At 71.2% G+C, this 26,236-nt stretch carries 27 protein-coding genes, 1 tRNA gene and 1 pseudogene; 18 read left to right on the forward strand and 11 right to left on the reverse strand.

Annotated elements, in window-relative coordinates; translation table 11 throughout:
* Positions 1-26 precede the first annotated feature (26 nt).
* Complete coding sequence (locus MVG78_RS09800; protein WP_026032966.1) at positions 27-695, reverse strand: alpha/beta hydrolase; 669 nt, start codon at positions 693-695, stop codon at positions 27-29.
* Positions 696-1,085: 390 nt separating this feature from the next.
* Between MVG78_RS09800 and MVG78_RS09805 the strand changes: the two genes are divergently transcribed.
* The 7 genes from MVG78_RS09805 to MVG78_RS09835 all read left to right on the forward strand — a co-directional run bounded on the left by MVG78_RS09805 (position 1,086) and on the right by MVG78_RS09835 (position 6,266).
* A complete protein-coding gene (locus MVG78_RS09805) occupies positions 1,086-1,598 on the forward strand; it encodes an Rrf2 family transcriptional regulator (RefSeq protein ID WP_247551064.1) in 513 nt (170 codons plus the stop codon).
* Positions 1,595-2,707, forward strand: a complete 1,113-nt coding sequence (locus MVG78_RS09810; protein WP_247551066.1) for a cysteine desulfurase family protein — start codon at positions 1,595-1,597, stop codon at positions 2,705-2,707. The genes MVG78_RS09805 and MVG78_RS09810 overlap by 4 nt, the downstream gene beginning before the upstream one ends.
* Entirely contained in the window at positions 2,704-3,891 is a 1,188-nt protein-coding gene (locus tag MVG78_RS09815) for a cysteine desulfurase family protein (RefSeq protein WP_247551067.1), read from the forward strand. Before MVG78_RS09810 ends, MVG78_RS09815 begins: the two co-directional genes overlap by 4 nt.
* 11 nt (positions 3,892-3,902) lie before the next feature.
* A complete protein-coding gene (locus MVG78_RS09820) occupies positions 3,903-4,220 on the forward strand; it encodes a ferredoxin family 2Fe-2S iron-sulfur cluster binding protein (RefSeq protein ID WP_247551069.1) in 318 nt (105 codons plus the stop codon).
* Between the two features lie 110 nt (positions 4,221-4,330).
* Positions 4,331-5,074, forward strand: a complete 744-nt coding sequence (gene tenA, locus MVG78_RS09825; protein WP_247551071.1) for a thiaminase II — start codon at positions 4,331-4,333, stop codon at positions 5,072-5,074.
* Positions 5,074-6,174 (forward strand): tRNA 2-thiouridine(34) synthase MnmA, encoded by a 1,101-nt coding sequence (gene mnmA / locus MVG78_RS09830; protein ID WP_247551073.1) that lies wholly within the window; start codon positions 5,074-5,076, stop codon positions 6,172-6,174. Before tenA ends, mnmA begins: the two co-directional genes overlap by 1 nt.
* Positions 6,175-6,191: 17 nt before the next feature.
* A tRNA-Met gene (locus tag MVG78_RS09835) sits at positions 6,192-6,266 on the forward strand.
* 113 nt (positions 6,267-6,379) lie between these two features.
* On the opposite strand, the gene MVG78_RS09840 is transcribed toward MVG78_RS09835, so the two are convergent.
* The 3 genes from MVG78_RS09840 to MVG78_RS09850 all read right to left on the reverse strand — a co-directional run bounded on the left by MVG78_RS09840 (position 6,380) and on the right by MVG78_RS09850 (position 8,959).
* A complete protein-coding gene (locus MVG78_RS09840) occupies positions 6,380-6,601 on the reverse strand; it encodes a hypothetical protein (RefSeq protein ID WP_247551075.1) in 222 nt (73 codons plus the stop codon).
* Between the two features lie 205 nt (positions 6,602-6,806).
* Positions 6,807-7,844, reverse strand: a complete 1,038-nt coding sequence (locus tag MVG78_RS09845; protein WP_247551077.1) for a dipeptidase — start codon at positions 7,842-7,844, stop codon at positions 6,807-6,809.
* Between the two features lie 11 nt (positions 7,845-7,855).
* On the reverse strand, positions 7,856-8,959 hold the full coding sequence (locus tag MVG78_RS09850; protein WP_247551079.1) for a serine hydrolase domain-containing protein: 1,104 nt from the start codon (positions 8,957-8,959) through the stop codon (positions 7,856-7,858).
* Between the two features lie 1,326 nt (positions 8,960-10,285).
* Here MVG78_RS09850 and MVG78_RS09855 point away from each other — a divergent pair.
* The 7 genes and pseudogenes from MVG78_RS09855 to MVG78_RS09885 form a co-directional block, all read left to right on the forward strand.
* Positions 10,286-10,882, forward strand: a pseudogene (locus MVG78_RS09855) (EAL domain-containing protein); the annotation flags it as partial.
* 162 nt (positions 10,883-11,044) lie between these two features.
* On the forward strand, positions 11,045-11,617 hold the full coding sequence (msrA, locus tag MVG78_RS09860) for a peptide-methionine (S)-S-oxide reductase MsrA (RefSeq protein ID WP_247560382.1): 573 nt from the start codon (positions 11,045-11,047) through the stop codon (positions 11,615-11,617).
* A gap of 17 nt (positions 11,618-11,634) precedes the next feature.
* Complete coding sequence (gene msrB, locus MVG78_RS09865) at positions 11,635-12,045, forward strand: peptide-methionine (R)-S-oxide reductase MsrB (protein ID WP_247560384.1); 411 nt, start codon at positions 11,635-11,637, stop codon at positions 12,043-12,045.
* 120 nt (positions 12,046-12,165) lie between these two features.
* Positions 12,166-13,188, forward strand: coding sequence for a YncE family protein (locus MVG78_RS09870; RefSeq protein WP_247551081.1), 1,023 nt, complete (start codon positions 12,166-12,168; stop codon positions 13,186-13,188).
* A gap of 19 nt (positions 13,189-13,207) precedes the next feature.
* A complete protein-coding gene (locus MVG78_RS09875) occupies positions 13,208-13,993 on the forward strand; it encodes a polysaccharide deacetylase family protein (protein WP_247551082.1) in 786 nt (261 codons plus the stop codon).
* A 7-nt stretch (positions 13,994-14,000) separates the two neighbouring features.
* Positions 14,001-14,990 (forward strand): sterol desaturase family protein, encoded by a 990-nt coding sequence (locus tag MVG78_RS09880; RefSeq protein WP_247551084.1) that lies wholly within the window; start codon positions 14,001-14,003, stop codon positions 14,988-14,990.
* A 209-nt stretch (positions 14,991-15,199) separates the two neighbouring features.
* On the forward strand, positions 15,200-16,024 hold the full coding sequence (locus MVG78_RS09885; RefSeq protein WP_247551086.1) for a transglutaminase-like domain-containing protein: 825 nt from the start codon (positions 15,200-15,202) through the stop codon (positions 16,022-16,024).
* 10 nt (positions 16,025-16,034) lie between these two features.
* Here the strand turns inward: MVG78_RS09885 and MVG78_RS21535 are convergent, their stop codons facing one another.
* The gene (locus MVG78_RS21535) at positions 16,035-16,169 is read right to left on the reverse strand and encodes a hypothetical protein (RefSeq protein WP_282615005.1); all 135 of its coding nucleotides are present in this window, start codon (positions 16,167-16,169) and stop codon (positions 16,035-16,037) included.
* Between the two features lie 510 nt (positions 16,170-16,679).
* On the opposite strand from MVG78_RS21535, the gene MVG78_RS09890 reads away from it, so the two are divergent.
* Positions 16,680-17,426: a GntR family transcriptional regulator gene (locus MVG78_RS09890; protein ID WP_247551088.1), complete on the forward strand. Its 747-nt coding sequence runs from the start codon at positions 16,680-16,682 to the stop codon at positions 17,424-17,426.
* A 60-nt stretch (positions 17,427-17,486) separates the two neighbouring features.
* Here the strand turns inward: MVG78_RS09890 and MVG78_RS09895 are convergent, their stop codons facing one another.
* Positions 17,487-19,496, reverse strand: a complete 2,010-nt coding sequence (locus MVG78_RS09895; RefSeq protein ID WP_247551090.1) for a two-component system sensor histidine kinase NtrB — start codon at positions 19,494-19,496, stop codon at positions 17,487-17,489.
* A gap of 490 nt (positions 19,497-19,986) precedes the next feature.
* Between MVG78_RS09895 and cysE the strand changes: the two genes are divergently transcribed.
* On the forward strand, positions 19,987-20,838 hold the full coding sequence (gene cysE, locus MVG78_RS09900; protein WP_247551092.1) for a serine O-acetyltransferase: 852 nt from the start codon (positions 19,987-19,989) through the stop codon (positions 20,836-20,838).
* Positions 20,839-20,863: 25 nt separating this feature from the next.
* Here cysE and MVG78_RS09905 read toward each other — a convergent pair whose 3' ends face one another.
* The 4 genes from MVG78_RS09905 to MVG78_RS09920 form a co-directional block, all read right to left on the reverse strand.
* Complete coding sequence (locus tag MVG78_RS09905; protein WP_247551093.1) at positions 20,864-21,238, reverse strand: PRC-barrel domain-containing protein; 375 nt, start codon at positions 21,236-21,238, stop codon at positions 20,864-20,866.
* A gap of 87 nt (positions 21,239-21,325) precedes the next feature.
* A complete protein-coding gene (locus tag MVG78_RS09910) occupies positions 21,326-21,853 on the reverse strand; it encodes a chromate transporter (protein ID WP_247551095.1) in 528 nt (175 codons plus the stop codon).
* Between the two features lie 5 nt (positions 21,854-21,858).
* Positions 21,859-22,482, reverse strand: a complete 624-nt coding sequence (locus tag MVG78_RS09915; RefSeq protein ID WP_247551097.1) for a chromate transporter — start codon at positions 22,480-22,482, stop codon at positions 21,859-21,861.
* Between the two features lie 133 nt (positions 22,483-22,615).
* Complete coding sequence (locus MVG78_RS09920; RefSeq protein WP_247551099.1) at positions 22,616-24,388, reverse strand: L-lactate permease; 1,773 nt, start codon at positions 24,386-24,388, stop codon at positions 22,616-22,618.
* A 152-nt stretch (positions 24,389-24,540) separates the two neighbouring features.
* On the opposite strand from MVG78_RS09920, the gene MVG78_RS09925 reads away from it, so the two are divergent.
* Positions 24,541-24,834 carry a hypothetical protein gene (locus MVG78_RS09925; protein WP_027279980.1) on the forward strand — a complete coding sequence of 98 codons (294 nt, stop codon included), beginning with the start codon at positions 24,541-24,543 and terminating at the stop codon, positions 24,832-24,834.
* A gap of 59 nt (positions 24,835-24,893) precedes the next feature.
* Positions 24,894-25,160, forward strand: a complete 267-nt coding sequence (locus tag MVG78_RS09930; protein ID WP_247551101.1) for a hypothetical protein — start codon at positions 24,894-24,896, stop codon at positions 25,158-25,160.
* 35 nt (positions 25,161-25,195) lie between these two features.
* On the opposite strand, the gene MVG78_RS09935 is transcribed toward MVG78_RS09930, so the two are convergent.
* A complete protein-coding gene (locus MVG78_RS09935; RefSeq protein ID WP_247551103.1) occupies positions 25,196-26,221 on the reverse strand; it encodes an LLM class flavin-dependent oxidoreductase in 1,026 nt (341 codons plus the stop codon).
* Positions 26,222-26,236: the final 15 nt, after the last annotated feature.

Genomic DNA, 26,236 nt, shown 5'->3' on the forward strand with positions numbered 1-26,236 from the left:
GGGAGGCCCTGTCCGGGCCGGAGGGTTCAGTCCGCCGCCATGGACATGCGGGCGCGGTTCAGCACCGACATCACGTGATCCTCGGTGGCGTCGCAGACCTTCTCCGTCTGGTCCGGCGTGAAGACATGGCCCGCGCCTTCCATGACGCGGTAGTCGATCTTCACGCCCTTCTGCGTGTTCAGCTTGTCCACCAGCTTCCGCACGCTGCTTTCCGGCACCAGCTCGTCCTGCGCGCCGTGCAGGATCAGGCCGGAGCAGGGGCAGGGGGCGAGGAAGCCGAAATCATAGTGGCTCGCCGGGGCGGAGATGGAGACGAAGCCGCCCATCTCCGGCCGCCGCATCAGCAACTGCATGCCGACATAGGCGCCGAAGGAGTACCCCGCCACCCAGAGCATGGGCGCCGAAGGATTCACCGCCTGCAGGAAGTCGAGCGCCGCCGCCGCGTCCGAGATCTCCCCGATACCGCCGTCATAGCGGCCCTGGCTCTTGCCCACGCCCCGGAAGTTGAAGCGCAGGGTCGAGAAGCCCATCGCCTGGAAACGGCCATAAAGCCCGTGCACCACGCGGTTGTTCATGGTCCCGCCATGCAGCGGATGGGGATGGAGGATCAGGGCAACGGGGGAATTCGGGCGCTTGGAATGGTGGTAGCGGCCCTCCAGCCGGCCATCGGGGCCGGCGAACATCACTTCAGGCATTGTCCCCTGGTGTCCACTTCCTTTGGGAATGCGCAGTCACGCATTCCGAGCCAACAGCCCTCGGGAGGAGAATGAAGGGGGAAACGCACAGGCCCTCCATCCTCCCCGGTTTCGTGGAGCGATGCCGACAGGGGCGTGCCGCGGACGCAGGAGGCATACCGCGAGACACCTTCCATACCGGCAGGGTTCCGATCATCTGATGTCTGCCGGGGCGGGCTTACGATCCCCGGCGCAAAGCCAATATAGGGAGCGGTTCCTCTAAACCCTAACGAAATCATGGCATGGGGCCCATGTCTCAGGCTCCAGGCGGGAATATTCCCTTTTTGTTTCCGGTGTTGCGGGAACGCCCCTGTGGGAACACCGATGACACCGCGGAGGTGACCGAACGACATGCGCCTGTCGACGCGCGGCCGCTATGCGGTGATGGCGATGGTGGAGATGGCGGGCCGCGCGCGATGCGCGGCCTGCAGCCCGGAGCCCCCGGTCAGCCTGGGCGAGATTGCCGGCGCGCAGAATCTGTCGCTCGCCTATCTGGAGCAGCTTTTCGGGCGGCTGCGGCGCGCGGGGCTGGTGGAATCGGCGCGCGGGCCGGGCGGCGGCTACCGGCTGGCCCGCCCGGATGCGGCGATCTCGATGGCCGAGATCATCGAGGCGGTGGATGAGCCGCTCAGCGCCACGCGCTGCGAGGGCGAAGGCGCTGGCTGCCTGGCCGGGCGCCGGTGCGCGACCCACGACCTCTGGGACGAGCTGGGCGAGCAGATCCGCCTCTTCCTGGCCGGGATCTCTCTGGCGGATGTGGTCCAGGGACAGGTGCGGGGCCGCGCCCTGCCGCCGCTCCTGCCCGCCCTGGCACCGGGTGGGCAGGAGGGCGGGCAGAGGGGCGGAGAAGGGAGGGAGGCATGACCCCGCTCCCCCTTTACCTCGATGCCAATGCCACCGAGCCGCTGCGGCCGGAGGCCCGGCTGGCCGTGCTGGAGGCGCTGGACCTGACCGGCAACCCCTCCTCCGTCCATGCCGAGGGGCGGGCCGCCCGGCGGCTGCTGGAGAAGGCGCGCGCCCAGGTGGCGGACCGTTTCGGCGTCCGGGCGCGGGAGGTGGTCTTCACCTCCGGCGGGACCGAGGCGGATATCCTGGCGATTCGCGGCCTGGGACGGGGCCGGCGCATCCTGGTTGGCGCCACCGAGCATCCGGCGGTGCTGGCCACGGCGCCGGAGGCCGGGCGGCTGCCGGTGGACGGGGACGGGCTGCTGGACCTCGCGGCCCTGGAGCAGCTTCTCGCCTCCGGTCCCCCCGCCCTGGTCTGCCTGATGCTGGCCAACAACGAGACCGGCGTGATCCATCCCGTCGCGGAGGCCCTGGCCCTCTGCCGGCGCCACGGCGCCCTGCTGCATCTGGACGCGGTGCAGGCGGCGGGGCGGATGCCGGTTTTCCTGGAGGCGCTGGGGGCCGACAGCCTTGCCTTGTCTGGCCACAAGCTCGGCGGGCCGAAGGGGGCCGGGGCGCTGCTGCTGCGCCCGGGGCTCGACCTGCCGGCGCATCTGCCGGGCGGCGGGCAGGAACGCGGGCGGCGCGGCGGCACCGAGCCCCTGCCGGCCATCGCCGGCCTGGGCGCCGCGGCGGAGGCTGCCGACCCCCGGGCGGCGGAACGGCTCCTGCCGATCCGGCACGCCATCGAGGCGGGCAGCGGCGCCCGCATCCTGGGGGCCGGGGCGCCGCGCCTGCCCAATACGGTGAGCCTGCTGCTGCCCGGCGCGCCGGCGGAAACCCAGGTCATCGCGCTGGACCTGGCCGGGGTCCGGGTCTCGGCGGGCTCGGCCTGCTCCTCCGGCAAGGTGGCGCGCAGCCATGTGCTGGAGGCGATGGGGCTGGGCGAGGCGGCGGGCTGCGCCATCCGCGTTTCCCTGCCCTGGAACGTGCCGGAGGACGCGGCGGAGCGTTTTCTCGCCGCTTATGCTGCCATGCGGGATCGCCTCTCGCAGCGCGCCGCGGAGAGCCCCATCTTCGCGGCATGACCGCTCCGGCCGCCAACCGCCCGATCTATCTCGACAACCACGCCACCACCCCGGTCGATCCCAGGGTGCTGGCGGCCATGCGCCCCTGGTGGGAGGAGAACTTCGCCAATCCGGCCAGCGTGGAGCACGTCATGGGCCGGGCCGCCGAGGCGGCGGTGGAGCAGGCGCGGGCGGAGGTGGCGGCGCTGATCGGCGCCGAGGCGCGGGAGATCGTGATGACCTCCGGCGCCACGGAGAGCAACAACCTCGCCATCAAGGGCGCGGCGCGTTTCGCCGCCACGCAGGGCAGCGGGCGCCGGCGCATCGTCACCACGGCCACCGAGCACAAATGCGTGCTGGAGAGCGTGCGCGACCTCGCGGCGGAGGGGTTCGAGCCGGTGATCCTGCCGGTCGGGCCGGACGGGCTGCTGGACCCGGAGGCGCTGCGCGCGGCGGTGGATGACGGCACGCTGCTGGTCAGCATCATGGCGGTGAACAACGAGATCGGCGTGGTGCAGGACCTGCCCGCGCTGGCCGCCATCGCCAGGGGGGCGGGGGCGCTCTTCCACACCGACGCGGCGCAGGCCGCCGGGCGCGTGCCGCTGGATGTGGCGGCGATCGGCGTGGACCTGCTCTCGCTCTCCGGCCACAAGATCTACGGACCCAAGGGCATCGGCGCGCTCTATGTCCGCCGCCGCCCCCGTGTCCGCCTGGCGCCCCTCCTGTCCGGCGGCGGGCAGGAGCGCGGCTTCCGCTCCGGTACGCTGGCGCCGCCGCTGGTGGCCGGGCTGGGCGAGGCGGCGCGGCTGGCGCGGCTGGAGGGCGGGGAGGACGCGGCGCGCGCCGCCGGTCTGCGCGACCGTTTCCTGGCGGCGCTGGCCGCGCAGGTGCCGGGGGTGGCGGTGAATGGCAGCCGGGAGCGCCGGGTGGCGGGCAACCTGAACCTCACCTTCCCCGGCGGCGTGGATGCGCAGCGGCTCATGGCGGCGATGCCGGAGATCTGCGTCTCCACCGGTTCGGCCTGTTCTTCCGCCTCGGTGGAGCCTTCCTATGTGCTGCGGGCCATCGGGCTGGACGAGGCCGCCGCAAGAGCAAGCTTGCGCGTGGGGATCGGGCGCTTTACCTCGCCCGCCGAGGTGGACCTGGCGGCCGCGGCCCTCGCGCGTGCCTGGACATCCGTCACGTCCCCCGAGACGGTGGAGTAGGAGCGGCGCGGATGCCGAAGATGACGTTTATCGAGCGTGACGGCACGCGGCGCGAGGTGGATGCGCCGCTGGGCCTCAGCGTGCTGGAGATCGCCCATCGCCATGGCGTGGATATCGAGGGCGCCTGCGAGGGCAGCCTCGCCTGCGCGACCTGCCACGTGATCGTGGAGGGCGACTGGTTCCCGAAGCTGGCCGAGCCGACGGAGGATGAGGAGGACATGCTCGACCTCGCCTTCGACCTGCAGGAAACCTCCCGCCTCGGCTGCCAGATCGTGATGACCGAGGCGCTGGACGGGCTGGTGGTCAAGCTGCCGGCCGCCGGCAAGTAGGAGGCTTCGCCGGACGGCCATCGCCCTCCGGCCTGCCTGTTCCGGAGGGCGGGACGGGGCCAGAGATGGGGCGAGCCTGGCGGGCGCCATCGGGGTGGAGATTTCGCGGGATGCCGCAGCAACAGTTTCAGTCCTATGGCATGCCGGGCGGCCTGTTCCAGCGGCTGCGCCAGGGCGCTACGCCGGAATGGGAGGCCTATTGCTGGCATCCCTTCGTGCGGGGGCTGGCCGAGGGCACGCTGCCGCTTCCGGCCTTCCGGCACTATCTGGTGCAGGACTATCTCTTCCTGGTGCAGTTCGCCCGCGCCCAGGCCCTGGCCGTGGTGAAGGCGGAGAGCCTCGCCGCGATGCGCGAGAAGAGCGCGGCGGTGGACGCCATCCTCGGCGAGACGCGCCTGCACCTGGAATACTGCGCCGGCTGGAACCTGTCCGAGGAAGATATCCTGGCACAGCCCGAGGCGGCCGAGACGGTCGCCTATACCCGCTGGGTGCTGGACCGCGGCTTCGCCGGCGACATCCTGGACCTGGAGGTGGCGCTCGCCCCCTGCACCGTGGGCTATGGCGAGATCGCCCTGCGCATCGAGGCGCATCCCGGCCGCCGCCGCGACGACAACCCCTATGAGAGCTGGATCGCCATGTATGCGGGCGAGGAGTACCAGGCCCTGGCGCGTTCCGCCGCGGCGCGGATCGATGCGCTGGGCGCCAGCCATGGCGGCGAGGCCCGCCTGCCGCTGCTGACCCGGACCTTCGCCGAGGCCTCCCGGCTGGAGGCGGATTTCTGGGCCATGGGCCTGCGCGCCGTGCCCCCGGCCGGCGGAATCGCCGCCGAGGGCGCGCTGTCGGAGATCGGCTGATGCGGATCCTGGTCGCCATGTCCGGCGGGGTGGACAGCAGCGTCGTGGCCGGGCTGCTGCGGGAGGAGGGCCATGAGGTCGTTGGCGCCACGCTGCAGCTCTACGACCACGGGGCCGCCGTGTCCCGCAAGGGCGCCTGCTGCGCCGGGCAGGATATCCACGACGCCCGGGATGTCGCCGACCGGCTCGGCATCCCGCATTACGTGCTGGACCGCGAGACCCGTTTCCGCGATGCGGTGATCGAGGATTTCGCGAACAGCTACGCGCGCGGCGAAACCCCCATCCCCTGCGTCCGCTGCAATCAGACGGTGAAGTTCCAGGACCTCTTCGGCCTCGCCCGGGACCTGGGCTGCGAGGCGCTGGCGACGGGGCATTACGCGCAGCGCGTCGAGGGGCCCTCGGGGGCGGAACTGCACCGAGCTGTCGATCCGGCGCGCGACCAGTCCTATTTCCTGTTCGCCACCACGCGTGAGCAACTGGCCTTCACCCGCTTCCCGCTGGGTGCCATGCCCGACAAGGCCGCCGTGCGCGCCGAGGCGGCGCGGCTGGGCCTCGCCGTGGCGGAGAAGCCCGACAGCCAGGACATCTGCTTCGTGCCCGCCGGACGATACCACGAGACGGTGGCGAAGCTGCGCCCCGAGGCGGCGCAGCCCGGCGAGATCGTGCATCTCGACGGCCGCGTGCTGGGCCGCCACGAGGGGCTGGGGCGCTTCACCGTGGGGCAGGGACGGGGCCTCGGCACGGCCGCGCGCGATGGCGAGGAGCCGATGTATGTGGCGGCCCTGGACGCCACCCGGCGGCGCGTCGTGGTCGGCCCCAGGGCGGCGATTCCACAATCCGTGGTGGAGGCTGGCGAGGCGAACTGGCTGATCCCGCCGCCCGAGGGGGAATTCACCGCGCAGGCGAAGTTCCGCGCCCGCGAGGTGCCGCAGCCGGTGCGGGCCCGCTGGGATGCGGCGCGCGGCCTGCTCTCCGTCACGCCGGAACAGCCGGTGATCGCGGCGCCGGGGCAGGCGCTGGTGCTCTATGATGGGGAACGCGTGCTCGGCGGCGGATTCATCCGCCGGGCGGGCGTTGACAGGAACGGCGCGGCGGCCTAATTCGCGGCCCACCGGTTGGCGGCGTAGCTCAGCGGTAGAGCAGGGGAATCATAATCCCTTGGTCGGCGGTTCAAATCCGTCCGCCGCTACCAACTGGTCTTCCAGAACATCCCCGACAATTCGCTGCCCATTGCCAGAAATGGCAACTGGCCCGCGACGCCAGGGCGCGAGCCTTTTATTTCGTCACGGTGGCGTGGAAGCGGACTCAGCACGCCATAAGGGCCGGCTGGCTTTCCTCGGACAGGATCGCGGGATGCAGCGCTGCCACGGTCACGGGCGGTGCTGCCGTGTCGAGTGCGCGCAGCAGGCTGGCCATGCGGCTCAGGATCATGGTGGCGGCCGAGTGGTCGGCCTCGAAGGCTTCGACCGCCAGTTGGTCGACTCGCTCCGCGAGATCAACCAGGGTGAGATGGCGCGGGTTTTCCATGCCGGGAACGCTGGGCTCCTCTCCGCCATGTCCCGAAGGGGAATGGGTGCGGTGCAAAAAGATTAACATCTGGTGAAGCGGTGGCGAAGGAAAAACCGCTACCCTGGATACGTATAGCCATGATGTGGAAACAATTCAGAATTGCAAAAAATGCCAGCCGCACTTTCGCGCGGCCGGCAGGGGATTCTTCCGCAGATGCCGCCGGTCAGTCCCCGGCGACGGCCAGCGCGGCGCGCCAGACCCGCAGGAAATTCCCGGACCAGAGCAGTTCCAGCGCCTGCCGGTCATAGCCCCGGCGTGCCAGCTCGGCGGTCAGGCCCAGGGTCTCCCCGGCATGGCGCCAGCCCTCCACCCCGCCGCCGCCGTCGAAGTCGCTGGACAGGCCGACATGCCCGATGCCGATGCGCCGCACCGCATGGTCCACATGGTCCGCCATATCGGCCACCGAGGCGCGGAACCGGCCATCCGGGTCCGGTGCCCGCAGGAAGGCCGGGACAGCGGTGATCTGCACGATCCCGCCCACCTGCCTCAGCATGTCGAGCTGTTCGTCATCCAGGTTGCGCGGATGCGCGCGCAGGGCGGCGCAGCAGGTATGGGTGGCGAGCACCGGCGCCTTCGAGATCTCGGCCGCCTGGAAGAAGCTGCTGCGGGCGATGTGGGACATGTCCACCATCAGCCCGACCCGGTTCATCTCCCGCACCGCCTGCCGGCCCAGCTCGCTCAGCCCGCCATGCAGGGCGGGGCCGTCCCCGAGTTCCGGCTTGGGCCGGGCCGCGTCGGAGAGGTCGTTGTGCCCGTCATGCGTGACAGTGACGTAACAGGCGCCGAGGTCGCGCCAGAGCTTCAGCCGGGACAGGTCGTGCCCCATGGCATTGCCGTTCTCCACGCCCAGCAGCACGGCGAAGGCCCCCTCCGCCTGGGCGGCGGCGAGTTCGTCCGGCGTGGTGACAAGGCGGTGCTCCGCATCCGCCGTGCCGCGGATGGCGCGCAGCATGGCCTCGGCGCGCTCCCCGGCGGCGGCATGGCCCTCCGGCGTGCGGGGCCCCTGCGGCGTATAGGCGATGAAGACCACGCCCTTCAGCCCGCCGGCCTTCATCTTGGGGAAGTCCACCTGCCGCGGCGTCTCGCCATGCGGGTCGGGCATGTCCGGCCAGGGGATGTCCACATGCGTGTCGAGCGTCGGCAGCGACGCATGCAGCGCGGCGATTTCCGCTTCGGCGGAATGGGTGATGGGGGCGTCCATGGCAGTCCCGTTCAGATGGTGCGGGCGCGGCTGATGCGCGCGATGGTCTCGGGCAGGGCGGCGGGATCAAGCCAGCGGAACACGGCGACGATTCGCGTCGCCGGCTCGATCCAGATGACATTGCCGCCGGCGCCCTGGGCGAAGAGGCTTTCCCGGTCGGCCTCCGGGAAGCGGCCGGAGCGGTTCAGCCACCAGAGCAGCCCGTAATCCGCGTGCAGCGGGCAGGGCGTGCCGCTGGCCGCCACCCAGCCGGGCGGCAGGATGCGCTGTCCGTCCCAGATCCCGCCCGCGAGCATCAGCAGGCCGAGCCGCGCCTGGTCCTCCGCATGGGTGCGGATGCCGCCGCCCCAATGCGTGCCGCCCGGCACCGAGAGCGCCGTGCGCCCGCCGGGCAGGGTGACGGAGGCGGTGCGGTAGCCGTCCCAGCGCCAGTCCTCGCTGCCGCCGACCGGGCGCATGATCCGCTCCGCCCAGACCTCCGGCAGCGGCCGGCCGAAGCGCAGCATCAGGGCCAGGGACAGGGCGTTCACCCGGACATCGTTGTATTCCCAGTAGGAGCCCGGCGGCTGCAACGGCCGCTCCCAGCCCTTGGGCGCCTTGCCCTCGCGCTGCAGGTCGCGGCCCCGGTCCAGCACGTCCGACTTGCCGTGCAGCGTGCCCTCCCACTCGCTGGTCTGGGTCAGCAGCATGCGCCACGTGACGGCGCCGTTGCGCGGGCCGGCGAAGGCGGGGTCGGAGACGCTGGCGGAGACCGGCTCGTCCAGGTCGCGGATCAGCCCATCCAGCACGGCGATGCCCGCCAGCATCGAGAGGCAGGACTTGGCGACGCTGAAGGTCCGGTCCGCCTGCCGCGTGTCGCCCCAGCGGGCGGCGACGCGGCCATGGCGCAGGATGAGCCCGTTCGGCGCGCCGCGCGGCTCGACCGGCCCGAGGATCTCGTTGCCCGGCGGCGGCTCGAAATGGCCGGAGGCCAGATAGGCCGGCAGGTCGCGGGGGAAGGGGCTTTCCTGCCTCTGCGCCCAGGCAGTGGCCTCGGCGAGCCCGGCGGGATCGAAGCCGAGTGTTCCGGGCTCACCCGGGGGCAGGGCGGCGGGGTGTGGCGCTGGGAAGATCATTGCCGGCAGCCTCCGCCCGATCGGCGCTTTCGGGAAGACCCCCGGCCGGCGGGGATGCGGGAAAAGCATGGCGCGTCCGGCGGGTTTTTTCGTGGCCGTGCTGTCCGGGCTCAGGGTTTCTCAACCGTTTGGCGCTTTGCTGCCTGGGATGGACCCTTGCCGCAGACAGAACGCCGCGCAGACGAGTCAGGATATCCGAGGCATGCGACGCCTTCCCATGGGCATGGGCGGCACGGCCCGGCCGGCCACGCCGCTCCGCCCCGCCCTTCCGGTGCAAGCTCCCCGGGCGGGGGAGCGGCCATGACGATTCCCGGCGGTCGCCCCGGGACCGGCACGGCGCCGGAGGCGGAGCACGATCAGGCCGATCGCCACGAACGCTACGTGACCTTCGCCCTGGCCGCGGCGGAGCTGCTGGTGGAGATCCGCCCCGACGGCACCATCACCTATGCCGCCGGCAGTTTCGAGCAGCGTTTCGGACAGGCGCCGGAAGCTTTCCTGGCCACCCCCGTCCGCCGTCTCCTGGCGCCGGAGGAGCGGGAGCGCCTGGAGGACACGCTCATGCTGCTGGGCGCGCAGCAGCGCATCCCGCCCATGCTGTTCCGCCTGCGGACCCGGGAGCGGCGGCCGATGCTGCTTTCCGGCCTGCCCCTCGCGCATCGCCAGGGCCTGCGCTTCTGCCTCTGCCTCTCGGCCGTGCCGGAAGGGATGCCGGACCTGTCCGGAGAGACCGATCTGGGGCCGGAGGCACTGGCCCGGGTCGCGGAACAGCGCCTGCGGGAAGGGGAGGTGGCCTCCTCCATGGGCTTCCTCGAACTCGAGGAGAATGGGAGCGACATCCTGAAACAGATCCGCGAGGCGATGCTGGCCGGTGACGACGGCGACGGGGTGGCCGGGCGGATCGCCCCGGGGCGCTACGGGATCGTGTCCGGCGGCGCGATGCATCGCCCTCCGAGGGAGGCCGGGCCGGAACGCGACGAGGCGGGCCGGGGCCATGCCGGCGAGGAGGGGCTGGCCGGGGAGCAGGCGGATCACGGCCTGAAGGGTGGCATGACGGATCTCGCGAAGCTGGCGGCCCGGGTGGAGGCCGCCCTGGCCCGGGGCGGACGCGAGGCGCGGCTCCGCGCGCTCGACATGCCGCTGACGGCGCCCGGCCTCGACGTGGTCCAGGCCACGCGCGCCCTGCGCCACGCCCTGTCCGCCTTCGCGCAGGAAGGGCAGGAGGGGCTGAACGACTGGGGCTTCGACCGGGGGCTGCAAGGCTTCCTCGCCTCCGCCACCCTGCGCAGCGAGGCGATGCGGCGTGCTTTGGCGGAACGGCGTTTCCACATGGCCTATCAGCCCATCGTCGGCCTGCAGGACGGCCGCGTCCATCACTACGAGGCCCTGCTGCGCCCCCGGCCCATCCAGGACCTGCCGCTGAAGGGGCCGCAGGAATTCGTGACCTTCGCCGAGGCCATCGGCCTGGCCGAGGAGCTGGACTGGGCGGTGCTGCACAGTGTCGCCCAGGTGGCGCAGCGGCCGGCCGCGCCGCGCATCGCCGTCAACCTGTCCGGCCTGTCGCTGCAAAGCCCGGCCTTCCGGCGGAAGATGGAAAGCCTGCTCGACGCCCGGCCGCACCTGGCGGAACGGCTGCTGGTGGAGATCACCGAGACGGCGCAGATCGGCGACGAGGACGAGGCCATCCGCAGCGTGCAGTTCCTGCGCGACCGCTGGGTGGCCGTCTGCCTCGACGATTTCGGTGCGGGGGCCGCCGCCTTCCGCTACCTGCGCGCCTTGCAGGTCGATTTCGTGAAGCTGGACGGTGCCTATGTGCAAGGCGCCCTGCGCAGCGCCCGCGACCGCAGCTTCGTGACGGCGATCGTGGAGCTGTCGCAGTCCCTGGGCGCCGCGGTGGTGGCGGAGCGGATCGAGACCGAGGCCGAGGCCGCGCTGATGCGGGAACTGGGCGTGGGCTTCGGCCAGGGCTTCCATTTCGGCCGCCCGGGCCAGCTTCCCGGCCCCCAGGGGGCGGGGGCTGCGACTGAGCCCCGGCGGCGCCCCCGGCGGTCCAGGCACGGCATTGGCAGAGGCCCGGGACCACCCCACATGGGCCGCATGACCGATCCCGTCTCCCGAAACCCCGAGACGGCCATCCTCGGCGGTGGCTGTTTCTGGTGCCTCGACGCCGTCTACCGCAATCTGGAGGGCGTCGCCTCCGTGGTCTCCGGCTATGCCGGCGGCACGGTTCCGAATCCGACCTATGAGCAGGTCTGCGGCAAGCGGACCGGGCATGCGGAGGTGGTGAAGGTCGATTTCGACCCCGCCGTGATCTCCTATGCCGATATCCTGCGTGTCTTCTTCACCATCCACGATCCCACCACGAAGGATCGCCAGGGTGCCGATGTCGGGCCGCAGTACCGCAGCGTCATCTTCGCCACCTCGCCCGGACAGGAGCGCGTGGCGCGGGAGGTGATGGCGGAGGTGGCCGATGCGGGGCTCTACCCGGCGCCGCTGGTCACGGAACTGGCCCCCGCGCCGGAATTCTGGCCGGCCGAGGCGGAGCATCAGGACTACTTCGCCCGCACCCCCTGGTCGGGCTATTGCCGGGCGGTGATCGCGCCGAAGGTGGCGAAGTTCCGCAAGAGCTTCGCGCATCGGCTGAAGGAGCGTGCGGCATGAGCGGGAAGGATCAGGCGATGGACGAGGCGGAGCGCCGGTCGGAGGAGGAGTGGCGCCACTGCCTCCTGCCCCAGGCCTATCGCGTGCTGCGCGAGCACGGCACGGAGCGGCCCGGTTCCTCGCCCCTGAATGGCGAGAAGCGGGCGGGCACCTATCACTGCGCCGGCTGTGGCACGGCGCTCTTCGATTCCGTGACGAAGTTCGAGAGCGGCACGGGCTGGCCTTCCTTCTTCCGGCCCATTGAGGGCTCGGTGGCCACCACGACCGACCGCACCCATGGCATGGTGCGGACGGAGGTACATTGCGCCCATTGCCAGGGCCATCTCGGCCATGTCTTCCCGGACGGCCCGCCGCCGACCGGGCTGCGCTTCTGCATGAATGGTGTGGCGCTGCGCTTCGAGCCGGCGGCGGACCAGCCCGCGGGCTGACACCGGCCATGGCGCGCCCGAGGCTCTCGCGCCGTGCCATCCTGTGCTAATCTCGGGCGCATCGACCGGGGGGCGCACCACCCCCGCGGCACCGGCATCCACCCCGGAGGGTAAGGTTTCATGCGCTTCAAGAGCCTGGCCGGAGGGCTGACCGGGCTTGCCTTCCTGGCCGCCCTGCTGCCGCAGGGGGTGCTGGCCGCGTCGCCCGATCTCGTCTTCGTGCTCAATTCGGGCGAGGCGAACATCCAGATCCTCGACGGGCGGAGCCGTGAGGAGATCCGGCGCATCCCGGTGCTGCGGGAGGTCCACCACCTCACCCTGACGCCGGACCGCAGCCAGATCCTGGTCGGGGATTCCGGCGGCAACGAGATGCTCTTCCTCGACCCCGCCACCGGATCGGTGCTGCGGCGGGAGCGGATCAGCAATCCCTATCACCTCGCCTTCACGCCGGATGGGAAGCGGCTGGTGGTGACCAGCCTGCGCCGCGACCAGGTGGACATCTATGGCTGGGACGGGCAGGCGCTGAGCCTTCAGGGGCGCCTGCGGGTGGGCGACATGCCCAGCCACCTGGCCTACAGCCCGGACAGCCGCTTCGCCTATGTCACCCTGCAGGGCGAGCGCAGCATCGCCGCCGTGGACCTGGAACGCCGCGAGGTCGCCTGGACCCAGGAGGTCGGCCGCGATCCCGCCGGCATCCACTGGCATGACGGCAAGCTGCTGGTGGGCGCGATGGGGCAGGATTTCGTCTCGGTGGTGGACCCCGCGACCCATGCGGTGGAACGCCGCATCACGGTGGGGCGCGGCGCGCACCAGATCTTCCCGTCTCCCGACAACAGCGTGATCTATGTCACGAGCCGCGTGGACAGCCGCATCACCGCGCTGGACCCGAAGGATCTGTCGGTGAAGCGGGTCTATGACACGCCCGGCGGGCCGGACGACATCACCTTCGACCCGCAGGGCCGGCTCTGGACCACGCTGCGCTGGGTGGCCAAGGTTGGCGTGCTGGACCCCGCCACGGGGGAGATGCAGACCCTGCGCGCCGGGCGGTCGCCGCACGGAATCCTCTACCGCACCGCCGATCCGGCCCTGGCGCAGGATGGCCACGCCGGGGATGGCCGCGCCGCCCCGGCGCAGCCCCGCTGAGGCCGGCGTGAGGCGAGGGATGGGGCGGTCGATCCTGGCCGGCTGCCTGGCTTTCCTGGCTGCGGTTCCGGCTTTCGCCCAGGAGAGGGGGCCGGCGGCCTGCCGTGGCACGGTCTATCTGACCATCGACACGGGCTGGTCGCGGGAGGCCGAGCAGATCGCGGCGGTGCTGCGGCGCCACGGGGTGCGGGCCACGCTCTTCGTGGCGGACGAGCCGACTTTCCGCGGCGACCGGACCCTCGGCCCGGAATGGGCCGCGTTCTGGCGCGCGCGGGCGGCGGAGGGGCACGTCTTCGCCAGCCATACCTGGCGGCACTGGTACTTCACGGGCGACCCTGGGCCGGGAAAGGTGCGCTATGCCTCCCGCCAGCGGGACGGCGGCAGCACGGTGCTGGACGGCCCGGCGCTCTGCGAGGAACTGCGCCGCCCGGTCGAGCGGCTGCGCCAGATGGTGCCGGAGGCGGTGGTACTGCCGCTCTGGCGTGCCCCTGGTGGCCGTACCACGCCCAATGCCCTGGCCCTGGCGCAGCAATGCGGGCTGCGCCACCAGGGATGGAGCGCCAACGGCTTCCTGGGCGACGAACTGGACAGCGACCGCACCCCGAATGCCGCGCTGCTGGCCCGGGCGCTGGGCTCCGTGCGCGATGGCGAGGTGATGCTGATGCACTGGGGCGTGCGCTCGCGGCGGGAGCCTTTTGCCGGGGTGCTGGAGCCGCTGGTCACCGGCCTCCAGGAAAAGGGGTTCTGTTTCGAGACCCTGGCGCCCACCCTGGCCCCAGGAGCGGCCGTGACAGGGAAGAACTGATGCGGGGATGGCCATCCTCCATGGCCTTCCCGATACGCCGGCGTTACGCTGCGCCATGCTCGAAACGCTGACCGATGCGCTGGATGGCGCCACCGGCTGGCTCTTCGCCAGCATCCTGCAACCCGGCCTCTACGCGGCGGGGCTGATGGGGTGGGAGGAGGAGGCCTATCGCTGGGCGGGCTTCCTGCTGCTGGGCCTGTTGCAGGTGGTGGTGGTCTATCTCGTCTGCCGGCCGCTGGAGGCCTGGCAGCCGGTGGAGCCGCGCCGCGACCGCCGCGCCATCCGCACCGACGTCCTCTATACGCTGCTGGCGCGGCTCGGCATCCTGCCGCTCATCGCCTTCGCGCTCTTCACGGGTGTCGAATCCCGGCTCAGCGGCTGGCTGGCGGAGACGGGCTATGTCTCCCCCTCGCTGGAGGTGTTGTTCCCGCCCCTGCGCGACTGGCCGGTGCTGACCTTCCTGCTCTACGTCGTGGTGCTGGATTTCGGCGAGTACTGGCGCCACCGGCTGCAGCACGCCCTGCCCTGGTGGTGGGCCCTGCATTCGATCCATCACGCGCAGACGCAGATGACCTTCTGGACGGATGACCGCAACCACGTCATCGACGACCTGATCGGCGCGGCCTGGGTCGGCGGCATCGCGCTCGCGATCGGCATCCCGCCGGAGCAGTTCCCGCTGGCCGTGCTGATCCTGCGCCTCGCCGAGGCCATGTCGCACGCCAATATCCGCCTATCCTTCGGGCGTGTCGGGGAACGTCTGGTGGTGTCGCCGCGCTTCCACCGGCTGCACCACGGCGTACTCGCGGAAGGTGAGGCGGGACGCAATTTCGCCGTGCTTTTCCCGGTCTGGGACTGGATCTTCGGCACGGCGGACTGGCGGCGCGACCATTTCCCCGTCACCGGCGATCCGGAGGCGCCGCCCGGCTTCGTGCAGGGCGGCTGGTGGCGGCATCAGGTGGACGGCACTCGCCGTTTCTGGCGTGCCCTGCGTGGCTGAGGGACCTTGCGGGCGGCCTGACGAAACGGCCCTGCAACCATTCGGGCGCGATGGCGCTTGCTGCGTCATCGCGCCGGCTCACGGCGGCGCGACACTCCGTCACAGATAAGACAGCCCGCGGCCGGGGAGGCGACCCTGGCCCGGGGATTGCCTGACCTGTTGCGGATCCATCGAGATGCGGCCGACATGCCGCGGGAGACGACACGCCCATGCTGATCCGTGCCGGCTATAACCTCGCCTTCGAGTGCCCTTCCGCGACCCCGATGCTGCTGCTGATCAACGTGGTGCCGGAGCGTGAGCCGGACCTGCGCTCCCCCGTGGCGGTGCAGTTCCATTCCACCAGCGGACAGGCGGTGCCCTGGCGCGTCTACCGGGACGGATTCAACAACATCGTCACACGCATCGTCGCACCGCCCGGCCGCCTGACCATTTCGGCGGATTTCCTGGTGCAGGACAGCGGCCTGCCCGATCCGGTCGCGCGGGATGCCGTCCAGCACCCGGTGGAGGAGCTGCCGGACGAGGTGCTCGTCTTCCTGCTCGGCAGCCGCTACTGCGAAACGGACAGGCTTTCCAACCTCGCCTGGTCGCTTTTCGGCCAGACGAAGCCGGGCTGGGAGCGGGTGCAGGCGATCGTGGACTACGCGCACCAGCGCATCCAGTTCGGCTACCAGTATGCCCGCGCCACCAAGACGGCCTGGGAGGCGCATGAGGAGAGGCAGGGCGTCTGCCGGGACTTCACGCATCTCGCCGTGACCCTGTGCCGCTGCATGAACATCCCCGCCCGCTACGTGACCGGGTATCTGGGCGATATCGGCGTGCCGCCGGTGCCGGACCCGATGGATTTCTCCGCCTGGTTCGAGGTCTATCTCGGCGGCCGCTGGCACACCTTCGACGCCCGCCACAACAGGCCGCGCATCGGGCGCATCCTGATGGCGCGGGGGAGGGACGCGACGGATGTGGCGATCTCCACCTCCTTCGGCACCGCCTGGCTGGCGCAGTTCGATGTGATCACGGAAGAGGTGCCGGGAGGGTAGGGAAGGCGGTTCAGCGCGGCCCGCCTGGCTTGTCGGGCGAGCCGCAGCCGCAATCCCGGGAATCCGGCGCCGGTGGTGGCGAGGCAGTTTGCGCGCTGGCGAGGCAGGGCAGCAGCAGGATCAGGGCAAGCGCGAGAGCAGGCATGTGAGGTCCCCGGTCGCTGTGGGATGCACAGGCTAGGGTGGATCGCCCCGGAACGGCACTGTCCAGGGGTGCAGATCCGCCCCTGCGAATGAAAAAGCCGACTCATCCGGTGGGGAAGCAGGCAGCCGCCGGCTTTCCGGCGGGGCGGCAGCCGATGCTTCGGAGGTGCTGGAATTATGGGTGACGGCGCCAGGTCCGAGAACCGTCCGGCCGGGGACACGGCAGAGCCGCGTGTCCACCCCCGGTCCGCGCTCGTCAGGACCCAGCGCCGCCCCCTGTGTTTCCTATCCCTAAACTCGGCCCGTCTTCGGTTACCGATGGGGGAGATCATACAGTCTCTAATGTCTTATACAAGATGCCGTGATGATTTTTTCTGCATCGTTACGAAACTTTTGGCCGCCTCGTGCCCCCCTGGGGCCGGGTTGGGGACATAACGGCGCATTGCGGCACGAAGCGTGCTACACACATAGCCTCCAGGCAACCGATGCGACGATTCGAGTTGGAGACGCAGTGAGCGACTTTCCGCCCTCTTCCGATGGCCGCCCCGATGCACGGCCCCTTTACGCGCAGGTGGAGTCGATCCTGAACGCCCGCATCGCCGCCGGTGAGTGGGAGCCGGGTCATGCGCTCCCTTCCGAGCCCGAGCTGGCGCAGGAACTGGGCGTCTCGCACGGCACGGTCCGCAAGGCGCTGGATGCGCTGGAGCGCCGGCACCTGATCGAGCGGCGGCAGGGCAAGGGCACCTTCGTCGCCCGCCAGACTAGCGAGCGGGCGCGGTTCCATTTCTTTCCGATCCGCGACCTGCAGGGCCGGCAGGTGGAGCCGACCTCCACCGCCCTGTCCCTGGTGACCACCCCGGCCACGGAGGAGGAGCGCACCGCCATGCGCCTGCCCGCCGAGGCGCTGCTGCACAGGGTCCGGCGGCTTCGCGCCAAGGATGGCGTTCCCTTCATGCTGGATGAGACCAGCCTGCCCGCCGCCGTCTTCCCGGATTTCTCCGTCCCGGCGGGGCGGGAGCCGATGGACGAGCTCTATGTCGTCTACCAGAAGCGTTATGGCGTGACGGTGGTGCGGTCGGAGGAGCTGCTAAGCGCCGCCGGGGCCTCCCCCGAGGTTGCCACCGTGCTGGAGATGCCGGTCGGCGCGCCGGTGCTGATCATGGAGCGCCGGACCTGGGACGCGGGCGGCCGCCTGGTGGAGCGTCGGACCTCCTGGCTGAACACCGCCCGGCACCGCTATGTCTCGGTGATGGAATAGGGCGGATCGCCCCAGGGGGAGACGCCCAGGTCACGCCCGCCCTTTCCGGGGCGGTGGCCCTCACGGCCCGGGCGGGAACCCCTGCGGAATCTTCGTCCTCTCCCCGGGTTCCGGCAGCATGGCGGGCGGCGGCGCCGGCTCCTCAAAGCGTGGCAGCATGATCCGCACCGTCGTGCCCTGGCCGGGCCGGCTGTCGATCGTGAGCCGGCCACCGCAGCCCTCCGCGAAGCGCCGCGCCATCGCCAGCCCGAGCCCGGTGCCGCGGCCGGCGGGCTTGGTGGTGAAGAAGGGCTCCATGGCACGGGCCAGAACCTCCGGCTCCATGCCCCGGCCGTTATCCGCGACCTCGATGGCCACCATGTCCCCCGGCATCTCCTGATCCGTCCCGGAGGAAGGCCGGTTCGCCAGCCGGATCCGCACCAGCCCCCGTGCCAATTGCCGCCCCGGCTCGCGTTCCGCGATGGCGTCACGGGCATTGATCACCAGGTTCAGCAGGGCACTTTCCAGTTCCGCCGGCTCCGCCTTCACAGGCCAGAGTCCGGGCGGGAGACAGGTCTCCAGCCGCATCCCGGGGGCCAGGGATCGGTGCAGCAACTCCTCCATGCCAGGCAGCAGCGCGGACAGGCAGACCTTCTCATGCACCGCCACCTCGCGCCGGGAAAAGGCGAGCAGGCGCCGTGCCAGTGCGGCGGCACGGTCGGCGCCTTCGCCGGCACGGGACAGTGCCCGCCCGGCCCGTTCCGGGTCGCGCCGCGCGATGTCGAGATTCCCCTTCACCACGGTCAGGAAGTTGTTGAAGTCGTGCGCCACACCGGCGGCGATCTGGCCCAGCGCCTCCATGCGCTGCGCCTGCCGCAGCGCCTCCTCCGCCTGGCGCCGGGCGGTGATGTCGGTCAGCCCGGCGAGGATGCGGACGGTGCTGCCACTCGCATCCCGCTCGACCCGCGCCGAAAGCAGGACATGGACCACGCCGCCATCGCGGTGGAGGAAGTCATAGGCCGCGCCACGCAGCTCCCGCTGGCGCAGGATCCCTTCCCAGCCACAGCCCGCGAAGCGCCGGGCGCAGTCCGGGCTCATGAAGCGGGCGAGGGGGTGGCCCAGCACTTCCCGGCGCATCCGGCCCAGCAGCTCCAGCCAGGCATCGCTCACCTGCTCAATGGCACCGCTGCCGTCGAGCACGCAGAGCGGCAGCGGGCTGCGCCGGTACAGGATCCGCAGCCGCTTCTCGCTCAGCCGCAGGGCGCCGGCCTCGCGCTGCGCCGCCTCGCTCATCCGCCGGGCCAGGAAGCAGAAGGTCAGCACCACCCCGAACAGAAGCAGGACTCCCGCCACCAGCATGGCGGCCAGCAGGCTTGGTTGCGCCTCGCCCAGATCCCGCAGCCTGGCGAAGTTCAGCCAGTGCGGCAGGTGTGCCTCCATGATGGGATGCACCAGCACCAGGCCCAGGGCGGAGGGTATCGCCGACAGGAAGCGCAGGGGTGTGTCCCGCGGCGAGCGCCGGGCCAGCCGGAACAGCAGGCCCAGACTGGCCGTGGCGAGCAGCCCCGCCTGGAACAAGGTGTGGGACGAGGCTTCCGGCGGCTGCGTGGCGAGGGCGACCGAACTCAGCCGGCAACCGGCGAGGAGGCCGGCGCCGAGCAGCAGGGCGCCGCCCAAGGGGCGCCAGCATTCCCGCCAGCGCGTCGTTCCCGCCGCCGCTCCCGTCCGGCCCGGGATGGGATCGCCCAGGGCCAGGGCGACGCCGGGGAGGGAGGCGAGGAGCGGCAGGGCCAGCGACAGCGCGGCGGGGAGGAGAAGGATTTCCGGCATGCCGTCCGGCAGGCTCAGCAGGGTCGGCACGACCATCATCGACCACAGGCCGAGGCCGAGCGTGCCCCAGATGGTGGCGTACCAGATCCGCCGCGCCCAGGGATCGCCGCCGGCTTCCGCCGCGTCGGCGGGCGGGAGGTTGGATTGAAAAGGAGCGTCCGGCGAGGCGCGGAGCCTCTCCGCGAGTTCCAGCACGGTGTAGCAGAGGCCGAAGGCGATCAGGACAGCGAGCAGCAGCGGCATGTCAGGGGCCCGGGGCATCCCCGCCGGCCGGCATGGCAGCCTGCCGGCCGTCCCGCTTCCCCGGAAAGACGGGTCTCCCTGAAGTGACGGTTGGCCGGGCCATGGCATGGGGCCGCGCCGCCACCCCTGCATGGGGCAGTTTCAACCGCAACGTGATGTCCCTCCCTTTTCCTAATTCTTGCACGCGAGTACTCCAGGTCCAGAGAAAAAATTCCGGATGTGGAAAGGAAGGGTTCCGGCAGGTTGACCGGGAGGTTGCGGGGGAGAGGAGAGCGGCACTCTCCGGGGCATGATCGCCACATTCCCGCCAACCCGTTTCCGCCGCCCGGCGATTTGCCCTAGGATGACACCGGATGGCTGGCGGCGAAGCGACAGCGGCACGGCCGGCGGCCGCATGGCGCCCCTCCCCGGGGGGCCGGCTCAGGCCCCAGACACATGCGGCCGGGGCTGGCACCGTCACGGCCGCGTTCCATCTTCTAGTCTTCCAATGGCCACGAGTACCCCCGCCATGCGATCCAACTGCGTTGTACTGCGGCCCGAACCCCCGTCCCGTATCGCTCCAGGACCGGATGTGCCGGCCTTGGACCTCTGGTCACGCCTCTGCCGCGATGCGAGCGGCGCGGCGGCGAGCGACCCGATCCTGGCGCAGCCCATGGCCGTCGCGGTGCTGCGCCATTCCTCCTTCCCGCAGGCACTGGGCCACCGGATCGCCCGCAAGCTCGCCGATGCCGAGCTGGACGCGACCGCCCTGGCGGGCCTGGCCTGCGAGGCTTTCTTCAGCGATCCCGCCATTGTCGCGGCGGCCTCCACGGACCTCCTGGCGGTGCGCGACCGCGATCCCGCCTGCCCGGACCTCCTGACGCCCTTCCTGCACTTCAAGGGCTATCTCGCCCTCCAGGCACAGCGTGTGGCGCACTGGCTCTGGCTGGCCGGGCGCCAGCATCTGGCACTCTACATGCAGAGCCGCAGCGCGGAGGTCTTCGCCGTGGACATCCATCCGGCGGCGCGGATGGGCAGCGGCATCCTGCTCGACCACGGGACGGGCGTGGTGATCGGGGAAACGGCGGTGGTGGAGGACGACGTCTCGCTGCTGCAGGGCGTGACGCTCGGCGGCACGGGCAAGCACCATGGCGACCGCCACCCCAAGGTGCGGCGCGGCGTGCTGATCGGTGCCGGCGCCAAGATCCTCGGCAATATCGAGATCGGGGAGGGCGCCAAGGTCGGCGCCGGCTCCGTCGTGCTGCACCCGGTGGCACCCTACACCACCGTGGCGGGGGCCCCGGCCAAACCGGTCGGGCGGAACACCACCTTCCCCGGCCTGACCATGGACCAGACCCTGCAGCCGGACTACTCCATCTGAGCCGTCCGGCCTGCCGGCATCGCGGTCAGTCGTGGTAGTCGATGGCGGGCAGGCTGGAGAGTTCCGCCCGTGTCATGTTCAGCGTCACGCGCCGTTCCCCCGGGGCGATGCTCAGCCTGTCCAGCGGCACGGCGATGTATTTCGCGTTCAGCCCGAGATCGCGCTCCACATCGATCACCACGGTGACGATGCGCCCCGTCGCCGGGTCGATCACCAGATCCTCCACCTCGCCGACCTCGACCCGGTCGGTGGTGTAGACGTCACGGTCGATCAGCCGGTTCGCCAGCAGATGCGACGGGTCGATGCGCTGCATGGCGGGAGCGCCCTGGGCCAAGGCGGGAGAGGGAGCGGGAAAGGCGAGGAAGGCCGCGGCGGCGGAGGCCAGCAGGAGGGTGCGCATCTTGTTCTGTCTCCCGGTCAGGTGAGGCCAGGGAACGCGGGGCGGCGGGCGGGGTTGCCTCCGGCCAGTATCATTCAGGGGTGCCATTCAGGGGCGCAGCACCAGGAAGACCAGCGCCCCCACCGCCAGCAGCCAGAGTGGGCTCACCCGCGTCAGCATCAGCACCAGCGCTGCTCCCCCCGCCACCGCCCAGGCCAGCACGCCCCCCTCGGCGGCGGAAAGCAGGGTATAGGAGGCGGCCAGGACCATGCCGGCGGCCACCGGCGCCAGCCCCCGTTCCACCACGACCTGCCAGCGGGCGCCGCGGTGCCGGGCCCAGACCATCGCCAGGGCATAGACCAGCAGCGAGGAGGGCACGAAGATCGCGAAGGAGGTGATGAGCGCACCGGCCCAGCCCGCGACCTCCCAGCCCACCAGCGTCACCAGCAGCGATCCGGGGCCCGGTGTCAGGCGCGACAGGGCGTAGAGATCCAGGAAGCGGGCATCGCTCATCCAGCCATAGACATCGACGGACTGGCGGTGGATGTCCGCCACCACGCTCTGCCCGCCGCCGACCGACAGGAAGGACAGCGGCACGAAGACCAGCAGCAGGCGGAGGAGCGGGCTTTCCGGCATCCGGCTCAGCCCCCGCGCCGCAGGCTGTGGGCGGCCCAGGCGATGCTGATGGGGGCCAGGGCCGGCACCACATAGAGCAGCGGCAGGCGCAGCAGCGCGATCCCGGCGAAGCTCGCGGCCAGGATCAGCGCCGGGACCACGGAGCGGGCGGCATTCCGCCCGGCGCGCAGCCCGGTCTGGAGCGAGAGGCCGATCGCCGCCGCGGCCACGCCAGGCATCATCGCGTGGACGGCCGGGTTCTGCGACAGGTGGCGGAACAGCGCCGCGGCGGCGATGGCCACCAGCATCGCCGGCACCACCATGCCGCCTGCCCCGGCCAGGGCGCCCCAGCCGCCCCGGAGGCGGTAGCCGATCCAGATCGAGAGGTTGACCGTGTTGATGCCCGGGAAGGCCTGCGACAGCGCCAGCCCGCTGAGGAACTCGCTCTCGCTCAGCCAGCGGCGGTTCTGCACGAATTCCCGCATCATCCAGCCGCTGAGTCCGCCGCCGAAGCTGGTGAGGCCGATCTTGGTGAAGGCCGCGAAGATCTCGCGAAGGCCCGGCGGGGGCGGGGCGCCCGGTGCGCGCTCCACGGGTGGGGATGGCGGCCCGCCGGGGCCGGCCGGAACGACCTCCGCGAAACCCGCCATCTGTCCCGTTCCCTCGCCGAATATCCTGGCGGCAAGCCTGCGTCCGGTGCCGGCGCGCGGCAAGATGCCGCCGGATGAAGGAGAGGAAGGAAAACGAAGCGGGGCGGCCCCTGCCGGAGCCGCCCCCGCCGCCTCAGTGCAGCACCATCGCCGTGAAGGGCGGCACATAGGCCTGCAACGTCACCAGCAGGCCGACCAGCACCGCCAGGGCGATGGAGTGGAAGAAGACGTAGCGCAGGATGTCGCCCTCATGCCCGAACCAGTTCGTGGCGGTGGAGGCGACCACGATGCTCTGCGCGTCGATCATCTTGCCCATCACGCCGCCCGAGGAATTGGCCGAGGCCATCAGCACCGGCGAAAGCCCGAGCTGTTCCGCCGTGATCTTCTGCAACCCGCCGAACAGCACGTTGGAGGCGGTGTCGGAGCCGGTCAGCGCCACGCCCAGCCAGCCCAGCAGCGTGCCGAAGAGGGGGTAGAGCATCCCCGTATTGGCGAAGGCCAGGCCCATGGTGGCATCCAGCCCGGAATAGCGGGTGAGGTAGCCGAGCCCCAGCATGGCGGCGATGGTGATCAGCGAGAAGCGGACGCGCCAGATCGTGGCCCCGTATTCGCGGATCAGGGCGAGGGGCGAGAAGCCCATCAGCAGCCCGCCCAGCACCGCCGCCGCCAGGATTCCCGTGCCGGTCATGGACAGGATGCCGAAGGCGAAGACGGCGCCTTCCGGCACCGGCGCGGCCACCACCGGCGGCACCTTGACCACCATGCGGTGCAGCCCGTCGATCGGCACGCTGGCCGACCAGATGCCGTTGAGCAGGCCGCGCGTGCTCTCCAGCCCCCAGAGGAAGACGAAGGCCGTCAGGATCAGCCAGGGCATCCAGGCCCGCAGCAGCGCGCCCTGGTCCGGTGCGGCGGCCGCGCCGCCCGACATGCGCGCGACCGGCGGGGCGTCCATGATCTCCGCGCCGTGCCCGGTGTGGGGGCCGGTGCGGGAGCCGGTGCGGGCTGCCGTGGCGCCCGCCGCCTCGCCGCGCAGGCCCTCCCCGGCGGCCACCGAATCGTCGCGGCCGCGCAGCGAGGGGTCCTTCCAGACCCGGCGCGGCTGCCAGACCCGCAGGAAGCCGACCAGGCAGGCCATCGAGACCAGCGCCGCGATCACATCCACCAGATAGGGGCCGTGATAGTTGGAGACCAGGAACTGCGGCACGGCGAAGGAAACGCCGGTGACCAGGATGGCCGGCCAGATCTCCAGCATCCCGCGCCAGCCGGCGAAGGCCCAGATCAGCCAGAAGGGCACCAGCAGGGAGAAGAAGGGCAGTTGCCGCCCGATCATCGCCGAGAGTGTATAGACATCGAGGCCCGTGACCCCGGCGAGCGCGATCACCGGCGTGCCCAGCGCGCCGAAGGCCACGGGCGCGGTGTTGGCGATCAGCGAGAGGCCGGAGGCGGCCAGCGGCGAGAAGCCCAGCCCGATCAGCAGCGCCGCGGTCACGGCGACCGGCGTGCCGAAGCCGGCGGCTCCCTCGAAGAAGGCGCCGAAGGCGAAGGCGATCAGCAGCAACTGCAGCCGCCTGTCCTCGGTGATGCCGCCGATGGAGCGCTGCAGGATCTCGAAGGAGCCGTTCGCCACTGTCAGCCGGTAAAGGAAGATGATGTTCAGCACGATCCAGCCGATCGGGAAGAGGCCGGACATGATTCCCAGCAATGTGGCACGCCCGGCGATACCCGCCGGCATGCCGAAGATGAAGACCGCGACGACGAAGGCCACCACCAGGGCCGAGATCGCCGCCCAATGGGCCGGGATCTTCAGGAAGGCCAGCGCGATCAGCATGGTGGCGACGGGGATGGCCGCCACCAGGGCGGAGAGAAGGATCGATCCGAAGGGGTCGTAGAACTGGTTCCACGGCATTCTTGTTGGTTCCCTGGATGGTGCTTTCTGAGCGCTCGTTGGGACCCCGAAGAATCGGTGCCCAGCCTTGCATGATGCACCAGTTGCGCGGCGGGACGGCCAGATACGTTTCGAGACTTGAACCTTGAGGGGCGCGGGGCGACATCCAGGACATGAACGAGGAACCGCGCCGTCCCCTCCTGCTCGACATGACGCCCGAGGGTGAGTTCCGTACCCCGAAGCCGCCCGGCATGCTCGAACGCGTGCTGCTGCGGGTGGGCGGGGCAGCCGCCCTGGTGGCGGTGGTGGCGATCGGCCTGACCATGGCTGCCCTGGCCTTCGTGGTGCTCGGCCTGCTGATCCCCGTGGTCGTGGTGGCGGGTCTGGTGGCCTTCGTCACGCTGTGGTGGAAGATGCGGCAGGCCCGCCGCTACGGGCGCCCGGCTTTCGTGGTGATGCGGCGCTGACGGCGCCGTCCTCCTTCCGTCCCGATCCCGCGCGGCTCTACGAGGTCCGCTCCGATGGCATGCCCTTCACCCGGGGCCAGGCGGAGGAGGCGGAGCAGGCCGCGCGCCTGCGCCTCGCCCGCTGGTGCTGGGCGGGTTCCGTCCTGCTGAACGCCCTGGTGGCCGGGGTGGTGGTGCTGGCCTACCTGCTGCTGCCGCGCCGCTTCGGAACCTGGTTCGGCCTGCTGCCGCTCCTCTCCGTCCCGACCCTGGCCTCCGCCTTCCTGGTGCTGCGCCCGCGTCGGTCCCGCCGCCTGCACCGGGTGCGCCCGGACGCCTTCCGCTAAGCCCCCACGCCGGCCGGTGGGGCCAGGGGAAAAGCTCAGCCTTCCGCCAGCCCCGCCGCCCGGGCCAGGAGCTCGTAGGAGCGGCGGCGCGCCATGGGATCGTGGCAGGCGGTGACGACCGCCACCTCGGCGCAGCGGAATTCCGCCGCCATCCGGCACAGCTTCTCCCAGACCTGCTCGCCCGTGCCCACGGCCGAATGCTCCCGCAGCCGCTCGATGCGCCGCAGCTCGGCCTCGTCATAGGCGAAGCCCTCGGCTTCCTCCGGCGGGGGCAGGGGGACGAAGCCGACCCTTTCCCGCAGGGTGCGTTGCAATTCGCGGGAACGGAACAGATGCCTTGCCGCCTCCTCCGTTTCCGCCGCCACGGAGAAGACGCAGATCGCCGCATGCGGCGCCGGCAGCACGCCGGGGCGGAAGCCGCTGTGATAGGTCTCCAGCGCCTCGGCGGCGCCGCGCCCGTCCGAGAAGAAATAGGCGAAGCAATAGGGCAGGCCGAGATAGGCCGCGACCTGGGCGCCATAGTTGCTGGACCCCAGCATCCAGACCTCGGGCGGCGGCGCGCCCTGCGGCTGCGCCCGGATCGCGGCGAAGGGATGGTTCGCCGCCAGCCCCTCGCCCAGCCAGCCCAGCAGGTCGGTGAGCTGCTGCGGGAAGTGATCCTCCGTCTGCCGGGCGTTCAGCGGGTTCAGCGCATAGGCGGTGCGCCCGTCCGAGCCCGGGGCACGGCCCAGCCCCAGGTCGATCCGCCCCGGCGCGATGGCCGAGAGCACGCGGAACTGCTCGGCCACCTTCAGCGCGCTGTAATGCGGCAGCATGATCCCGGCCGGGCCGACGCGGATTCGGCGCGTGGTGGCGGCGATGGCGGAGACCAGGATCTCCGGCGCCGAGCCCGCCAGGGCCTCGCTGTTATGGTGCTCCGAGAGCCAGTAGCGGGCATAGCCCAGCCGGTCCGCCAGCCTGGCGAGTTCCAGCGTGTCGGGGATGGCCGCGGCGGGCGGGCGCCCGGCGAGCACGGGGGACTGGTCGAGGATGGAAAGCGCGGGCTTCATAAGGGAAGACATGGGGCAGGAACGCCC

It is taken from the genome of Roseomonas gilardii subsp. gilardii, from assembly GCF_023078375.1.
Taxonomy (GTDB): Bacteria; Pseudomonadota; Alphaproteobacteria; order Acetobacterales; family Acetobacteraceae; genus Roseomonas; species Roseomonas gilardii.

What these genes read in the sequence shown, in the direction of transcription:
- MVG78_RS09800 (WP_026032966.1), bottom strand. Translation starts at nt 695, where the DNA reads ATGCCTGAAGTGATGTTCGCCGGCCCCGATGGCCGGCTGGAGGGCCGC.
- MVG78_RS09805 (WP_247551064.1), top strand. Translation starts at nt 1,086, where the DNA reads ATGCGCCTGTCGACGCGCGGCCGCTATGCGGTGATGGCGATGGTGGAG.
- MVG78_RS09810 (WP_247551066.1), top strand. Translation starts at nt 1,595, where the DNA reads ATGACCCCGCTCCCCCTTTACCTCGATGCCAATGCCACCGAGCCGCTG.
- MVG78_RS09815 (WP_247551067.1), top strand. Translation starts at nt 2,704, where the DNA reads ATGACCGCTCCGGCCGCCAACCGCCCGATCTATCTCGACAACCACGCC.
- MVG78_RS09820 (WP_247551069.1), top strand. Translation starts at nt 3,903, where the DNA reads ATGCCGAAGATGACGTTTATCGAGCGTGACGGCACGCGGCGCGAGGTG.
- tenA (WP_247551071.1), top strand. Translation starts at nt 4,331, where the DNA reads ATGCCGCAGCAACAGTTTCAGTCCTATGGCATGCCGGGCGGCCTGTTC.
- mnmA (WP_247551073.1), top strand. Translation starts at nt 5,074, where the DNA reads ATGCGGATCCTGGTCGCCATGTCCGGCGGGGTGGACAGCAGCGTCGTG.
- MVG78_RS09840 (WP_247551075.1), bottom strand. Translation starts at nt 6,601, where the DNA reads ATGGAAAACCCGCGCCATCTCACCCTGGTTGATCTCGCGGAGCGAGTC.
- MVG78_RS09845 (WP_247551077.1), bottom strand. Translation starts at nt 7,844, where the DNA reads ATGGACGCCCCCATCACCCATTCCGCCGAAGCGGAAATCGCCGCGCTG.
- MVG78_RS09850 (WP_247551079.1), bottom strand. Translation starts at nt 8,959, where the DNA reads ATGATCTTCCCAGCGCCACACCCCGCCGCCCTGCCCCCGGGTGAGCCC.
- msrA (WP_247560382.1), top strand. Translation starts at nt 11,045, where the DNA reads ATGGGCCGCATGACCGATCCCGTCTCCCGAAACCCCGAGACGGCCATC.
- msrB (WP_247560384.1), top strand. Translation starts at nt 11,635, where the DNA reads ATGGACGAGGCGGAGCGCCGGTCGGAGGAGGAGTGGCGCCACTGCCTC.
- MVG78_RS09870 (WP_247551081.1), top strand. Translation starts at nt 12,166, where the DNA reads ATGCGCTTCAAGAGCCTGGCCGGAGGGCTGACCGGGCTTGCCTTCCTG.
- MVG78_RS09875 (WP_247551082.1), top strand. Translation starts at nt 13,208, where the DNA reads ATGGGGCGGTCGATCCTGGCCGGCTGCCTGGCTTTCCTGGCTGCGGTT.
- MVG78_RS09880 (WP_247551084.1), top strand. Translation starts at nt 14,001, where the DNA reads ATGGCCATCCTCCATGGCCTTCCCGATACGCCGGCGTTACGCTGCGCC.
- MVG78_RS09885 (WP_247551086.1), top strand. Translation starts at nt 15,200, where the DNA reads ATGCTGATCCGTGCCGGCTATAACCTCGCCTTCGAGTGCCCTTCCGCG.
- MVG78_RS21535 (WP_282615005.1), bottom strand. Translation starts at nt 16,169, where the DNA reads ATGCCTGCTCTCGCGCTTGCCCTGATCCTGCTGCTGCCCTGCCTCGCC.
- MVG78_RS09895 (WP_247551090.1), bottom strand. Translation starts at nt 19,496, where the DNA reads ATGCCCCGGGCCCCTGACATGCCGCTGCTGCTCGCTGTCCTGATCGCC.
- cysE (WP_247551092.1), top strand. Translation starts at nt 19,987, where the DNA reads ATGCGATCCAACTGCGTTGTACTGCGGCCCGAACCCCCGTCCCGTATC.
- MVG78_RS09905 (WP_247551093.1), bottom strand. Translation starts at nt 21,238, where the DNA reads ATGCGCACCCTCCTGCTGGCCTCCGCCGCCGCGGCCTTCCTCGCCTTT.
- MVG78_RS09910 (WP_247551095.1), bottom strand. Translation starts at nt 21,853, where the DNA reads ATGCCGGAAAGCCCGCTCCTCCGCCTGCTGCTGGTCTTCGTGCCGCTG.
- MVG78_RS09915 (WP_247551097.1), bottom strand. Translation starts at nt 22,482, where the DNA reads ATGGCGGGTTTCGCGGAGGTCGTTCCGGCCGGCCCCGGCGGGCCGCCA.
- MVG78_RS09920 (WP_247551099.1), bottom strand. Translation starts at nt 24,388, where the DNA reads ATGCCGTGGAACCAGTTCTACGACCCCTTCGGATCGATCCTTCTCTCC.
- MVG78_RS09925 (WP_027279980.1), top strand. Translation starts at nt 24,541, where the DNA reads ATGAACGAGGAACCGCGCCGTCCCCTCCTGCTCGACATGACGCCCGAG.
- MVG78_RS09930 (WP_247551101.1), top strand. Translation starts at nt 24,894, where the DNA reads ATGCCCTTCACCCGGGGCCAGGCGGAGGAGGCGGAGCAGGCCGCGCGC.
- MVG78_RS09935 (WP_247551103.1), bottom strand. Translation starts at nt 26,221, where the DNA reads ATGTCTTCCCTTATGAAGCCCGCGCTTTCCATCCTCGACCAGTCCCCC.